Origin of the sequence: Aneurinibacillus migulanus (genome assembly GCF_001274715.1) — a bacterium.
GTDB lineage: Bacteria > Bacillota > Bacilli > Aneurinibacillales > Aneurinibacillaceae > Aneurinibacillus > Aneurinibacillus migulanus.
In genome coordinates, this window is record NZ_LGUG01000009.1 from 176,176 (window position 1) to 191,236 (window position 15,061).

Sequence of the window (15,061 nt, forward strand, 5' to 3'; positions counted from 1 at the left end):
TTATTATAATTGAACATGTAACACTCTTTTTAAAGTAGACGGCACTTTGTGTAAATACCTATATCCGTATCCTTTTGGACGCTTATCATTTTTTATTTATTGCCTTGCTTTTCGATTTGTGCCGAGTCCGTTAATGCATTAAAGTCCATATTTTGAAGTAAGTCAACTAATTTCATTACGTCAGCAGATTCCAGCGAAGTAACTGTTTTTAGTAAATCTGTAGAAGTAACTGCATGTAAGAGTTGGAGTATATTAATTAATTTAGGTAAATCGATTGACTTCAATAAATCGTGTAATGACATATTTATCCTCCTTAACATAATATTCGCGATGGACAAACACTAAAAAAATAAAGCAGCCTACCCAAAATTAGGCAAACTGCTTTGCATACTTAGTGGAGACTACAAACTAAAAGGTTTGTTAACTCACCACTATAACCAACAGGATAAACAGAACAAGGATGATGAATACCTCATCATTGCCTCCCTTACCTCCAAATCCCATCTAAGTTCACCTCTCTTCCTTTTAGGCTTGTATCTGTACAAGCAAGGCCTATACCTGTACAAAATAATTTAGAAAAAGCTCTCTTTCTACTTAAATATTATGTAAAGCTGGACAAACCTGTGATAGAAAATTCGCCTCTTATTTTATAAAAGGGCAGCCTCTATAAAGTAGTATGAAACAATCCAATAGCCGATCTGGCTTACCCAGATCGGCTATCTTATTTTACAGTATATATCACTGAATGTTATTCACTATATAGTCGGAGTTTTATAGCTTCTTAACTACTTTATCAATCAAGCCATATTCTTTCGCTTCTTCCGCCATCATAAAATTATCGCGGTCAGTATCCTTTTCCACCTTTTCAAACGGTTGACCGGTGCAGTCAGCTATAATTTTATTGGTTATTTGCCGTATTTTTATAATACGCTCCGCATGAATCATCATATCGGTTGCCTGCCCTCTCGTTCCTCCCAAAGGTTGATGAATCATAATTTCAGAATTCGGCAAGGCAAGACGTTTACCTGGTGCTCCTGCAACGAGAAGGATTGCTCCCATGGAGGCGGCCATACCTACACAAATCGTGGAAACATCCGGTTTAATGTATTGCATTGTATCGTAAATCGCCATCCCCGCTGTTGTGGAACCGCCAGGAGAATTAATATACAAGTGAATATCCTTTTCCGCGTCCTCTGCAGCTAAAAAAAGCATCTGAGCCACAATAGAGTTCGCTACATTATCATCAATCTCACTGCCTAGAAATATAATGCGATCCTTCAGAAGCCTTGAATAAATATCATACGAGCGCTCACCACGATTTGTTTGTTCAATGACAACAGGAATCGTACTCATAATAATCCCCCTTAACAAAAAATGGTAAGTCCGTCCTATGCGACAGCCAGAAGCATTGTTGGTGTGTTCCCGGCATACGTTTGCTTTGTAAGCAACACAATTTTTTCCGGTTGATATTTGGCAAGTATTTGTCTGTAATCCTCAATTATTTGCGTATAAGCCTTTTCTTCGGCATAAGATAATCCGCTTTCCCTTAAAAGCCTTAACTTTACCCGTGCTCTGTTCAAGGCTGCCTTCACCGCCCCTTCCGTCATCTCAAGCATTTCAGCCGTTTCAGCTGCTGTAAATTTAAACGCTTCGGTAAGAAGAAACACGGCTTGTTGCTTTACAGGAAGATGTCGGACAATTATCTCCAAAGCTTCTTTTATTTCCTCTGTATGCTCTTCATTTTCTTGCGCAAGTGTATTAATATCAATTCCATTATCGAGAATTACCTTTTGTTTTCGTTGTTTATCAATCCAGGTATTTGATGCAATGCGAAATAAAAATGCTTTAGGATTAGAATGGGTTCCCTGTTTCGTAAGGGCAACAAATGCTTTTAGCCAGGTTTCCTGCATAAGGTCTTCAGCTTCCCATGATGATCTTGTGATAGCCAAGCAATATCGCCTTAGTACGTCAGAATAAGATTTGATTATTTCACTAAACTGTTCATTCAAATCCTCTTTGGCCAAATGTACCGCTGCTTTAAATGCCAAGGCCACTCCCTCCTTTATTGTATAAACGTCATTAATTATCAAAAAGATACGGTTTTTATACTTCATTTTAAAAAAATAACCAGCCTATCAAAGCTTTTTCGACAGGCTGGTTACTTTATATTCTACTACGACAGCTTTTGAATCAGCTTCAACCTACCGCTTTCCTTCATCATAAGAGAAATCGAAACGAGCTCCGATGCGAATTGGATAAATATAAGGATTCACTTTTTCTTCCGGTTGCGTTTCTTTATCATATGCATAGACCAACAGTGAGGAAGTGAAAATGTAGCGGTCCATAACCAACCGATTGACCCGTTCCGCAAACGGAATGGGTGTTTTCCTACGCGTTGTACCGTTACATTTACCCCTTTGTCGAGCAGCATCTCGACTACTAGATGCTTACCGAAAAATCAGATCCCGCCCATTACCAGCACGTTTTTCCTATTACCGCCCTCATTTTCTTGAATTAATTATTACGGCACATATTCCAAATCCGCCTGCATCATCGTTTCCTCAAGCCATTTCTTCTCTTCTGTCGCCCACTCATGGGATGGGTCCATTTTCAGGCATTCATTATACATTTCGAGCGCTCGTTCTGGTTCCTCTTTCAACCGATACACATTTGCCAGTCCGTAATACGCTTCTGCTTGTCTGGAAAGTGCCAAACAACACTGGAATGCCTCCTCCGATTGATCGAGCCATTCCAAATTCATAAAAATAAAGCCTGCCATTCTGAGAAAATCAGGATCGCCCGACAATTCGGCAAGCAGCCGCTCCGACCATTCGCCCGCTTCCTCTAAATATATGCGGAACTTTTCCTCTTTTCCTTCTTCATGTTCCCAATATTTCTCATATAACACTGAGGCTAATTGTGCGGCGCATAATGCATCCCAGCGGACTTCCAACCCTTTACGAAGCCATGTAATCGCATCGTCGCGCATCTCCGACTTCTCAAGAAAATCGCTATACCATAAATAAGCCTTCATATTCTCGGGGTTATACTCAATCGCTTCTTCGTACAACATAGAAATTCGGATATATCCTTTGCTTCCATGCAAGAATTTCCTGCATCCGTTCAGCAGCCTTCCGACAAATCCGTCCGCTTTTCGATTCGTAAATACCTCCTGCTCATCCAATTGACGCTTTTCCAACCTTTCGGCATAATGAAGCATTAACATGCTTTTTTCCTCTTTCGAAACCGGAAGTTCTTCTACTATGCGAGAAGCACGGGAGCCCCGCTTCGTCCGATGCAAGAAATCGGCGAGCACTCCAGCCAACACCCGGCTCTGTGGCTGTTTGGTCAGATATTCCAGAAGACAAGCTTCCGCCTCCTTGTTTTTTTGCTGTGTGAGCAAGAAAGAAATCCACCTTTTCTGAACTTCCTCATCTTCCGGCGCATACTCCCGTACGGCCTGATAGTATATTTCAGCTCGCTCCGCCTCTCCCGCCTCCTCATACACGAGGGCTAACGCCTGCAAACGCCATGCTTCTGGTACCTCACCCTGCCATCCTTCCAATTTATGTATTACATTCTGCCAATCCGCTTTTTCTTCCAGCAAAGAGAGAAGATGCGTAAACTCTTCATCCAGGTTCTCGAATCGTTGCGGCAAGCGGTGAAACACCTGAAGCCATCTCTTACGCTCTTCCTCTTTGTCCCCTTGTTCGCCTGCAATCATTGCTAGACGTTCATACGCCACAGTGAAATCAGGGTCCATCTCCAGACAGACGCGATAGTAAGAAGCAGCCTCCGCTTTATCCCCGGTATGCAGCGCTACTTCTCCCAGGCGATAGACCGGAAATGTATTGGTGTTGGTGTCGTCCCATTCACGTGCCCTGAAAAAGCACTTGATCGCTTCTTCCACATCGCCATTATCTTCGTATAAACAACCGATATAGCAAAGAATGTCCGTATCCTCACCCGTACGATTCAGCAATTCTTCAAGTACATCGATTCCCTGGCGATAATATATTGTTCCCTGTAGGCAACGCACCATCATCTCAACCGCCGCTTCACGATTTGTCGGAGGAGCTACCAGCACTCCCCGAGTTAGTAATCCCACTGCCCGTTCACGCTCTGGTTCTATATCCCAGAGCAATTGGCCGGCATGACAGAGAAAATAGCCTTCCTCAGCAAAATAGACCTCTCCTTGTCGAAGAATATCAGCGACCTCTTCTTCTCTTTCAAGGGCATACAAAATCCGCGCCATCATAATATACGGGTATGAATCTTCGTCGGACTCGCTTTGAATGCAAGACGTAAAAGCGGCTTCAGCTTCTTCATACCGTTCCGCACGGTACAGTACATCCCCTTTCATCATAAGCAACATTGTATGTCCAGGAAGCTGCTGTAGACCTTCCTCCAGAATCTCTAACGCCCTTTCGATATCCTGGTGCTCATATTCATAAATTCCGGCTTGTTCCCTGTAGGACAGAGGCACATCTGGATCCTGACGCTGTGCTTCCGCAAAGCAGGATAGTGCCAATTCGTACTCTCCTCGCTCTTTATGGCACCTTCCTTTCTCATACCATACCCGTCCATAACCAGGAGACAGTCGAGTTAACTTTGTATACAGCGCCAGAGCACGCCCATACTCTCCTTTATCCATCAGTAACGTACCATGGTTCAATAATGTAAAGGGTGTTATGCTGTTAATTTCCAGCGAGATATGGGAATAGCGCAAAGCAACTTCCAGGTCATTTCTATAAAACGCTGCCATAGCAAGAAACGACCAAATCGTATGATTCGTTGCATCATAGGAGAGGGCTTGATGCAGACAGGATTCAGCCTTCTCATACTCTTCTTTATAATAGTGAACACGCCCCCGTGCAAACCAATAGGAGTCTCGATAACGAGGGAATTTTATTCTATCCAGCATTTCTTCCGCTTTCCCGTACTCGTTCATTTGAATAAACGCCTGTGCCGAAATTAAAAGAAAATACTCTTCATTCGGATATCGCCCCAGTAGCTCTTCCACTGCGCTGTCAATTAATTCTTTGTCGGCAAAGAACCCTGCGTGCCTTACCACTTGAATAAGATTATACGGTTGGTGGAGGCTTCCGGTTATACTTCGCTTCAACTCCTCTATTTCTTCATCTGGACGACATTCTTCCAAAGCTTTGGCAAATCGATCCGCCGTTATAAATACTTCGTGCTCATCCTCAGGCAAAAATGAAAAATCCACCTCCTCTTCTCGTGGAGTAACAGCTAGAGAAAGATAATGATCGTAAGCATATCTTTTCGCAAATCCTTCATAGGAAACATACTGCATCTGAAGCATTCCAGGGTCTTGAATGAGTAAGCTTTGACACTCGTCATCGTACCCCCGGATAATCTGCACGTGTGAACTATCCGGATATGAAACACTCACCATAACCGGAATGCCCATATCAACAAGTCTGCGGTATCGCTCTACTGTGCCAACGAAGTATCTGCCGGAGAGTTCTAGACGCTTCATGTATTCTACAGCTTTATAAACTTTTGTTCCGTCTCCGTCAAATATGTGTGACGCTATTTCATCTTGATGAACCTGAATGCCCCAACGCTTCGCCATCATCTCTACGCATGTCGGAACACAGTAATTATATTTCTGTACGACGGGTTGTAGCATAATTTCATTACGCGTCTTGCCTTCCCCGTCTTTGGCATCCTCAGCTTTTTCAACCGTGCAGGCAGCTTCCGACTGCTCCCTATGTAATACAGCGGCGAAATATTCTTGATATTCATGATGTGGTGTTACCTCGTTCATACGCTGGCTACATTCAGCAAATATCGCCATATCTCCCTTGATTTCTGCAAGCTTTATCTTCTCCCGTAAAAGCCATGGATGATCCGGATGCAGCATAAATGCTTCTTCTAATGTTGCGTTAACCTTCTCTTCCTCGCCACGGTTTCCATATAAACGGCACAGCATCAAATGATAGGCAAAATCGTCCTTCTCCTTCTCTGTCCCTTCATGAAATAATTCTTCGGCCCTACGCCATTTTCCCATATAGAAATACAGAATACCCCGATGATACAGCATGCGTTTCTCTCCAAGCTCTTCAACACGTGCCAAATGTAAGGATGCGCTTTTGAAGCGGCGCATTTCCATCATTATGCGTGACAGTACCAGGTGTGCTTTGCGCTTAACTGTCTCCTCAAGATCCTGTTCTTCCAGAACGGAAACCAGATGGGATTCCGCCTCCGTCCAGCGCCCTTCCCCGCCCAGCGTCTCAGCATACCAGATGCGGCTCTGTGGGGTTTGCAGCCGACGGTACGCAAAACGTTCCATGAACGATTCATAGCGAAACATGCAGCCTTCATGTGCGATTCTCATAGCAATTCGGTACTCTTCTTCCGTTTGCAATCGCCCAATAAGTGAAGCTACAGTCCTATAGAGCGATTTTTCTTTGCGCGTATTATCAATCCATTGGGTAAATTGCGTAAAACATTCCCTATATTTTTTTTCTTCAAGCATAGCCTGCAACTCGCGGATTTTAATCAATACAATTCGATCCTCCAAATCTTGTATTCTATTGATTTAAGAATAATACAAATGTCCCGCTTGTCACCTGCATCTTATTTCCTTTTTCTACCGGTAATTTTGTCACATTACATAAAGATTATTTCTTTGGTAGCCCGGTACTCACTCGGAGCAAGCCCAGCATACTTTTTGAAAATGCAACTGAAATAATTAGGCGTATTGAAGCCAAGCTCTTCTGCGATTTGCTCGATGGTTTGATTCGTATGCCGCAGCAGCCATACTGCACGCTGCATTCGCACGAACGTTACATAATACACAAAGCTTCTTCCTGTTTCCTTTTTGAAAAGGCGGCTAAAGTAAGGAGCGCTTAGATTAATCTGTGCCGCCACCTGTGTAGCAGATAAGTCTTCCGTATAATGCTCCCCAATATAATCGATGCATTTCTGCAACTGTTCATCCTTCGTAAGTTCTTCATAGTAACGAAGCGAAAGCCGTTCATATGGTGGAGTGCGTCTCGCTTTTCTTCCTTCTCGATAAGAATGATGCAAGAGCAACGGTTCTCTGTATACGGAACCGACACCGATATACAGGTAGATGCCGTACTTTTCTTCGAGCTTCTCGATAACGCGCAGCATGCTTTCATGTCCTTCCTTCCAGTAGCGCAAAGAAGCGCAAGGTGACGGAACGCGGAACAGCATGACCATATGCTTGCGATATGGTAGAAAAAATAAATGGGGAACGAAAACAGAAAATTGTTCTGTAAAATATTTTTGAATGATAGCAGGAGCTTCCCAACCTTCGTTCACTTCTCGTTCAGGAAAGCGAACAAACCCCTGAATAAAGCAAACGATATTCGGCACTGCTTCACCAGGCAGAAAAGGGCGAGTCTGGATGATTTCCTGTTCCGTGGATATTTCCCCACGCAAAAGACGGCGTAGAAACGCTTCCCGAAAAGGGCCGTCTTCTCTTCCATCCCCTCCTTCTATTTGGATTTGTTCATAAATATCTTTATAATTGAACGTCCCGTCACCTTTACTGGATAGGGATTCAATCGCTCTTTTTATATTTCTCATAAACAAATTTCTCTTTATTGGGTGGACCAGCATAGATTGAAGTTTAAGCTCAATGGCGAGTGGTGATGTATGCAGCCATTCGGGTGGAATAAGCGGAAAGATCCGGCATTCTTTGTTTCTTTTCCGAATACGGTGAATGCGTACCCAATCAAACAAACCACCGATCTCTATAATTAAAATATCCGGCGGGCGATTCGGCTCTTCTCTTTCTATAAATACGCATTGAAACGGATACTCTTCCTGAATCCAAGTTTTCAGCTTTTTTTTCTCATGTTCATCCTTCATTACTAGTTGAATGCTGTACAATCTCTGTTCTCTCCTTTTACTCGGTATCCACACATCTCTATTTACTTTTTTTTACACTAATTATAACTAAAATAATTAGAATAGGACAAATTTTTATATATTTTAGACAATTTTCTGTAAGGTATTTGTTCCTGTTATGAAGTACAATCAAAAAAAATCCTTTCCGCCGCCTTATAAGGAGGGAAAATTGAAAGCGGCATCATAGAGAAAATATATTTCAGAGGGGAGAAGAAAACATATGGCGAATGAGTATTCCGAATATGATTATGTCGCTGCAGGCACGATTGATGTGAGCGAGCTTCCACCGCTAGATGCCGAAACTGGAAAAATCATGAAGGATGAATTCTCCACAGGTTTTAAATTAAGTCTGTTTTATTATGCATTTATTTTCGCCATTCCGATTCTTAACTGGTTCGCTCCCGACTTCATGTTCTCTCGCATGTGGGGAGGCATGACCTATTCATGGTTCTTTACGGGCATTATCGCGATGGCCATGGCATTCATTATCGCTTATGTCCATACTACTTTATATGAAAAACGCATACAAAAATATCAGAACAACGGCTCCTCGCTCGGCAAATCTGAAGGGAGGAACATCGGATGATGCAATCACTACTCGAACCTAAAATGATACTAACCATTCTTTTAATGGGTACAATCGTATACATTACGTATTTGACCAAACGGAGCGCAACAGCATCCGACTACTTCGTAGGCGGACGGAGCTTCGGATGGTTCACCAACGGCTCTGCGATTGGTGGAGACTATCTGAGCGCCGCTACATTTCTCGGCATCGCTGGCCTTACCTTCCAGCTTGGTTATGACGGCGCATATTATGCGTTCTGCTTCTCGATTGGTTTGACACTGCTTGCGATTTTCGTAGCTGGCCCGCTTCGCCGCTTCGGTGCGTATACGGTGGCTGATTTTCTCGCTTATCGTTTCCATAGTAAACGCGCGCGTCTGGCAGCGGTGGCAGTCGTTCTCGCCATCTCCGGCTTCTATGCAGCCCCTCAACTTCTCGGTGCTGCACAAATTCTGAGCATGTTCTTCGGGACAAGTTATGAATTCGGTATTATTTTCACTTGTACGGTTATGATTTTTTACGTAGGCGTCGGCGGCATGAAAGGTACGACACTGAACCAGGCACTGGAGCTATGGATTCGCTTAGGTGCATTCATTCTAATGGTTGCGGCTGCCATCTACGGCGGTCTGCATTATGAGAAAATCCTAGCTGCCATTAGTGAATTCAAGGGTACTATCAGCGGCACGGCGCAATACGCGACAGATGCCAAAGATGTAGAGTTCGACGGTACATCCTGGACCGGTACAGGAAATTACTTCCCAACATTCTGGCAAACTGTATCTATGACAATTGGCCTTTCTCTCGGCACAATTGGCCTGCCGCACATCCTGCTTCGCTTCTACACGAATCCGAGTGCAAAAGCAGCGCGTAAATCAGCGCTTATGGCCATTGCAATTGCGAGCGTTTTCTTCTTCTTTGCTGTATATCTCGGAGCCGTAGGCCGTTCCATCTTCTTAAGCGGTGCCGCAGAACCTCAAGTTATGAAGGACTTGGTTGCAGGCGGCAACAACATGGTAGTACCCTCCACGGCACAAGCACTTGGAGGAGAATGGCTGCTTGGTCTCGTTATCGCAGGCGCGTTCGCAGCGGTTTTCTCCAACCTATCCGGTCTATTTATCGCAAGTTCCGGTGCACTAGCGCATGACTTATACGCTACATTCGTCCGTAAGAATGATATCAGCGAACGCGAGCGGGTCATTGCGGGCAAAGTTGCCATTATCATTCTTGGCATTCTTTATGGCATACTGGGGCTGATGGTTAAAACAGCCTCTATCGGGCACCTCGTAGCCCTTGCCTTTACTGTAGCAGCGAGCACGTTTACGCCAATTTTCATTCTAGGAATCTGGTGGAGAGGCATGACGGAAAAAGGCGCCATCGCCGGCTTGATTATCGGTCTCCTCGCTTCCATGTACATGATATTCTTTTCTTCTACCCTGCCGGAATTCTTGCAATTCAAGATTCCTGGTTTAATTACGGTACCAATAGGCTTCCTATCTGTCTATATTGTATCAAAACTCGATCGTAAAGTACCTGCAGATGTCAACGATTTCATGAGAAAAGTTCACTCTAAGGAATCTGAAGCCGCATAGCTTTGCTTTGTATAAAGACCCGTCCTTTTCTTTAAGTATCAGTATAAAAGAAAGGAACGGGTCTTTATTTCTAATGATAGAAATATCTAGGTCAAAAAGGCCGAATCTCACTCATAATTTGCAAAATAAAGAAAAATGGGATATTGTAGGGCACGTTACGTAAACTACATTTACGTAGAAATTTTTACCTGCTTCATTCATATAATTTTGTGGAATGAGGAATAGGAGAACGTTATTGTAGGAGATGATGTAAAAAGCAATGTGTGGTATCTGCGGAGTTATTCGTTATGACAAAGACAGTGTAGATGAGAGCATCGTGCAACGTATGCTCCCAGCGCTTGAGACACGAGGTCCGGACGCTTGGGGAATACATATGGAAGAAGGATTTGGTTTCGGACACCGACGCCTGAGTATTATCGACCTATCAGAAAACGGCCACCAACCGATGAGTGACGAAGAATTAAAGCTTTCGATTGTCTACAACGGCGAGATTTATAACTTCTTGGACTTACGTGAAGAATTACAGCGGCAAGGATATTCTTTCCGTTCTACCAGTGATACGGAAGTATTGTTAAAAGCTTACCATGCCTGGGGCGACGAATTCGTTACACGACTAAACGGAATGTTTGCCTTCTGTATTCATGACCAAGAACGTGGACGCTTTCTGCTGGGCCGAGATCGACTGGGCATTAAGCCCTTGTATTATGCTGAGGAAGGAAAGGCGTTTTACTTTGCTTCCAATACGCAGGCATTAAATGAAGCCGGAGTTATCCAGCCGGAGCTCTCTCCTGAAGCGCTACATTATTATTTAAGCTTTCATGCTGTCGTGCCTGCCCCTTACACCATTTTTAAGAACGTTAAAAAGCTAGAGCCTGGAACGACAATGAGCATTCAGAAGGATGGGAAAAAGCAAGTCACTTCATACTGGGATGTACTGTTCGAACGAAAAGAAGCCCTATCAGAAGAAGAATGGACGAAGCGTGTGCTGGAAGAGTTACGGCAAAGTGTCAAACGGCGCATGGTCAGTGATGTACCGGTAGGTGCCCTGTTAAGCGGAGGACTGGATTCCAGCCTAATTGTTGCGCTTATGGCAGAAGCTAATCCTCAATCCCTTCATACGTATTCAATTGGCTTTGAGGACGTAGGAACAGAAGAAGGAAACGAGTTTTACTATAGTGATATTATCGCCAAAGAATTCGGTACAAAACATAAAAAGATTTTTATCGATTCACGCCGTCTTCTTCCAAATATCGAGAAAGCTATCAGCGCTATGGCTGAACCGATGGTAAGCCATGACGCGGTGGCCTTCTATCTGCTCTCGGAAGAAGTAAGCAAGGAAACGAAAGTTGTACTCAGCGGACAGGGGGCCGATGAAGTATTTGCCGGTTATCACTGGTATCCAAAAGTAATGAACGGAACACGTGACCCGGTGACTGAGTATAGAGAGGCTTTCTTCGATCGTACTCACGAGGAAGTGATGGAAGCACTGCAAGTCCCTTATCACGGCTCCGACATATCGGGTCGATTCGTCACCAATCATTTTGCTGCATCAGGAGCTACGGAGCCTGTAGATAAAGCACTTCGCCTAGATACACGCATCATGCTGATTGACGATCCTGTTAAGCGCGTAGACAACATGACAATGGCCTGGGGGCTAGAGGCCCGTGTCCCATTCCTTGACTATAAACTGGTCGAATTGGCCGCTTCTGTCCCGCCGGAGCTTAAAGTTGCAAGCAATGGCAAACATATCTTAAAGAAAGCGGGAGAACGCGTAATCCCACGCGAAGTTATTTATCGGAAAAAAGGATATTTCCCTGTTCCCGCCCTTAAGTATTTACGTGATGAGTATCTTGCATTTGCACGTGATATTCTGTCTACAGAAAAAGCAAGGCAGCGCAACTTATTTAATCCAATCTATATAGACAAATTGCTGCAGGCGCCAGAAGAGCATATGACTGTATTAGGTGGAAGTAAACTGTGGCAGTTAACTGTGCTTGAATTATGGCTGCAAAAGATGGGGTGTTAATTATGCAATACCGAGGGGAGAGAAAGCAATTTCGCCTGGAGCGCTTCACCACCCCCTCCCTCTACAGTTGGGGTGAAAACATTCCAGAAATAAAAAAAGAAGGAATGGATGCGGAGGTAATTATAGACTGTGGTTGGGGCCATCTCATCTTCGGGCAAACATTCGATGACCACGATAAGCTCATCGACCTCTTCCTCGAAGAAAAGACCGGTCGACGGGATTTGGCGATTTATGTACGCAACCACCATGTATTGCTTTCTAAAGCACCGAATCTACTGTTTGTAGATCCTTCCATTACGTTTCGACTTTGGCTTCATAAATACCGAATGCCAAAGCGGAGATCCGGAGGCTTTCGCATCCGCTTTATGCAGGGCCATAAAGACGCAGAACGGGTAAATGAGATATACCAAAAAAGCGGAATGGTAGAGGCAGACCCACAAATCATGATTGAAAACCAGTTTAAGCAGACCTTTACTTACTTTGTGGCGGTAGACCAGGAGGATGGAGAGATTATCGGTACGATTACGGGAATCGATCACAAAGCGGCTTTCGCCGACCCGGACAACGGATCTAGCTTCTGGGCATTGTCCGTAGATCGGGATCGCCGTGCCAGAGGCGTAGGGCGGGCACTTGTCCGCGCTGTAGCGGAATATTATCTGGCTAAGGGACGGAGCTATCTTGATTTATCGGTTCTTCATAACAATAAAAAAGCAATCGCTCTATATAAGGCATTAGGTTTTGAGCAAATCCCGGTATATGTTATCAAGCGGAAAAATAATATCAACGAAGTGTACTATACAGGAGGACCACAGCCTTGAACGTATATGCACAAATCCTTATTGATGAGGCAAAAACTCGCGGCATCACTGTCAAAATTATTGATGAAGAAGCTAACCTTTACCGCCTTTGTTATGGAAACAATTCGGTATTGTGCCGTGAATCTCTCACCGAAAAAACATGCGCCATGGCCATGACGATATGCGACGACAAGTCGCTTACACATCGTATCCTGTACAAGTCAGGTCTTCGTGTACCTCGCCAGGCTATTTACATCAATATGACACAAGCGATAGATCTTATGCAAACATGGAACAGCCTGGTTATCAAGCCGGCGAGCGGTGAACAGGGGCGAGGCATTACGGTAGATGTTCGTGAAAAAGAGGAGCTACAGCAAGCTATAAAATCGGCAAGTAAGTATAGTGAGCACATACTCCTCGAAGAGTTTGTCCATGGACGTGATCTGCGTATTATTGTTATCGATCACAAATTTGTAGCTGCTATTGAACGGAAGCCCGCTTTTATTATCGGAGACGGAGCAAGTACGATTCGTCAATTAGTCAAGAAAAAAAACAAAGCGTTAATTCAAACGACAGGCGGAGAATCACAGATTCCTATTAACACAGAAACAGAACGGGTTATTCATCATCGCAATTTTAGCTGGGAAGATGTGCTCCCTCATGAACAGGAACTTCAAGTATGCAAGACTGCTAACTATCATACGGGTGGTACCATTATAGATGTAACCGATGAAGTCTCTTATACGCTTCGTACAGCAGCAGAAAAAGCCAGTCATGTGCTCAATATCCCTGTCGTAGGACTAGACTTTCTTGTTCCAGATTTCAGCGGAGATGACTATGTCATTATCGAAGCGAATGAGCGTCCTGGACTTGCTAATCATGAGCCACAGCCTACTGCAGAACGATTTATCGATTTTTTGTTTCCCGAGACAAAAAAATAATAGATAATGGAAGAAAAGCTAGGCGTTCCTTGCCTGGCTTTTGTAGTATATAAGAATTTGAGGGATATATGATGAGGTTTATCTTCTTCGCTGAACAGGGAATGGTCCAAATCGGCGGCGAAGCGATTTCGCTGCTACCAAAAGAATATGCCTTGCTTTATTACTTATACCGCCATGTAAATCAGTTGTGCACCCGTGAACAGTTGCTGAATGCTGTATGGCCGATGGAATACCCGACAGACCGGACAGTAGACGACCATATTTATCGGCTGCGCAAAAAACTAAAGCGCTGGGCGCATATAGTATCCATTCAAACTGTTCGGGGGCAGGGGTACCGGATGACTTTTAACACTTCTTCCTCTGTTAACCCACTGGCTAAAGACGACGAGATCGCCGCCAGCTACATCACCCTACTGGATAAGTATCACCTATTCGGCCAAGGAGAAGCCATGCAGGTGCTTGCTGAGAATCAATACACTTTAGGATTTCGTTTTGCTGAAGAGAAACGGCTTTACCTGGAAGCCGTAAAGGGGAACTTTTCTTTCTTTCTCCGCCCAGACCTCTCATTTACACAAAAGGCTTTCTATCTGCTTTTTCTCTACTGGTACATTCAGCCTGACTCGGAAAAAGCGTTGGAATATATTGAAAAGGCTTCAGCTAAGCATGTCCTTCCCCCATTATGGCATGAAGAAATGAAGTTCAATATCATCGACCTCTATATCGAAACAAAACGTTTTATGCAAGCAAGACAAGCTCTGAATCGATATGAACAGAAAATATACGAACCAGATATGCAGGGCTTTCGTCTTTTCTTCTATAATAAAAAACTACTTTTATCTGTACTAGAAAAAAATCATGTAGAAGCACATAAATGGATTCAGCATATCGAGCAGCTGCTTCCCTCTCATCCCTATTTGCGTGAGAAAGGACTATTTCTTGTCATCAAAGGCTTATGGTTGCTTAGTCAAAAATGCTTTGTAAAAGCCGATACATCAATTGAAGAGGGACTATTTGTGCTTCAGACTTCCCGATTTACCCCTCACCTTATTTATGGAGCACGCCTACTCCGCTACTTTTCGAGTCCATTAATTGAGGAACATTCGAAAATTGCAACGCGATACGGACAAACATGGGAGGAACTATCCGAGACATATTCCTTTTCCAGCCTTGAACAGAGGATTCGCCAACAGCTTGACTATTTTCTCTGACAATGCTCTGACAATCTCCGTTTAGGA

12 protein-coding genes are annotated in these 15,061 nt (G+C 43.9%); 6 read left to right on the top strand and 6 right to left on the bottom strand.

Features of this window, described 5'->3' with window-relative positions:
* Window positions 1–92 precede the first annotated feature (92 nt).
* From AF333_RS28045 to AF333_RS28065, 6 genes are all read right to left on the bottom strand, one after another.
* Complete coding sequence (locus AF333_RS28045; protein ID WP_043064397.1) at window positions 93–302, bottom strand: hypothetical protein; 210 nt, start codon at window positions 300–302, stop codon at window positions 93–95.
* A gap of 469 nt (window positions 303–771) precedes the next feature.
* The gene (gene clpP, locus AF333_RS28050) at window positions 772–1,353 is read right to left on the bottom strand and encodes an ATP-dependent Clp endopeptidase proteolytic subunit ClpP (RefSeq protein WP_043064398.1); all 582 of its coding nucleotides are present in this window, start codon (window positions 1,351–1,353) and stop codon (window positions 772–774) included.
* 35 nt (window positions 1,354–1,388) lie between these two features.
* The gene (locus tag AF333_RS28055; RefSeq protein ID WP_052811780.1) at window positions 1,389–2,048 is read right to left on the bottom strand and encodes an RNA polymerase sigma factor; all 660 of its coding nucleotides are present in this window, start codon (window positions 2,046–2,048) and stop codon (window positions 1,389–1,391) included.
* Between the two features lie 153 nt (window positions 2,049–2,201).
* Complete coding sequence (locus AF333_RS34015) at window positions 2,202–2,345, bottom strand: hypothetical protein (RefSeq protein ID WP_158502302.1); 144 nt, start codon at window positions 2,343–2,345, stop codon at window positions 2,202–2,204.
* A 176-nt stretch (window positions 2,346–2,521) separates the two neighbouring features.
* Window positions 2,522–6,550 carry a tetratricopeptide repeat protein gene (locus AF333_RS28060; RefSeq protein WP_235497045.1) on the bottom strand — a complete coding sequence of 1,343 codons (4,029 nt, stop codon included), beginning with the start codon at window positions 6,548–6,550 and terminating at the stop codon, window positions 2,522–2,524.
* An 89-nt stretch (window positions 6,551–6,639) separates the two neighbouring features.
* On the bottom strand, window positions 6,640–7,890 hold the full coding sequence (locus AF333_RS28065; protein ID WP_052811782.1) for a helix-turn-helix domain-containing protein: 1,251 nt from the start codon (window positions 7,888–7,890) through the stop codon (window positions 6,640–6,642).
* 238 nt (window positions 7,891–8,128) lie between these two features.
* Between AF333_RS28065 and AF333_RS28070 the strand changes: the two genes are divergently transcribed.
* The 6 genes from AF333_RS28070 to AF333_RS28090 all read left to right on the top strand — a co-directional run bounded on the left by AF333_RS28070 (window position 8,129) and on the right by AF333_RS28090 (window position 15,034).
* The gene (locus AF333_RS28070; RefSeq protein WP_043064400.1) at window positions 8,129–8,494 is read left to right on the top strand and encodes a DUF485 domain-containing protein; all 366 of its coding nucleotides are present in this window, start codon (window positions 8,129–8,131) and stop codon (window positions 8,492–8,494) included.
* Window positions 8,491–10,062: a sodium/solute symporter gene (locus AF333_RS28075; RefSeq protein WP_043064401.1), complete on the top strand. Its 1,572-nt coding sequence runs from the start codon at window positions 8,491–8,493 to the stop codon at window positions 10,060–10,062. The genes AF333_RS28070 and AF333_RS28075 overlap by 4 nt, the downstream gene beginning before the upstream one ends.
* Window positions 10,063–10,321: 259 nt before the next feature.
* A complete protein-coding gene (locus AF333_RS28080; protein ID WP_043064402.1) occupies window positions 10,322–12,088 on the top strand; it encodes an N-acetylglutaminylglutamine amidotransferase in 1,767 nt (588 codons plus the stop codon).
* 2 nt (window positions 12,089–12,090) lie between these two features.
* Complete coding sequence (locus AF333_RS34380; protein ID WP_200894926.1) at window positions 12,091–12,906, top strand: GNAT family N-acetyltransferase; 816 nt, start codon at window positions 12,091–12,093, stop codon at window positions 12,904–12,906.
* On the top strand, window positions 12,903–13,826 hold the full coding sequence (locus tag AF333_RS34385; protein ID WP_200894212.1) for an ATP-grasp domain-containing protein: 924 nt from the start codon (window positions 12,903–12,905) through the stop codon (window positions 13,824–13,826). The genes AF333_RS34380 and AF333_RS34385 overlap by 4 nt, the downstream gene beginning before the upstream one ends.
* A 71-nt stretch (window positions 13,827–13,897) precedes the next feature.
* Entirely contained in the window at window positions 13,898–15,034 is a 1,137-nt protein-coding gene (locus AF333_RS28090) for a winged helix-turn-helix domain-containing protein (RefSeq protein WP_043064403.1), read from the top strand.
* Window positions 15,035–15,061: the final 27 nt, after the last annotated feature.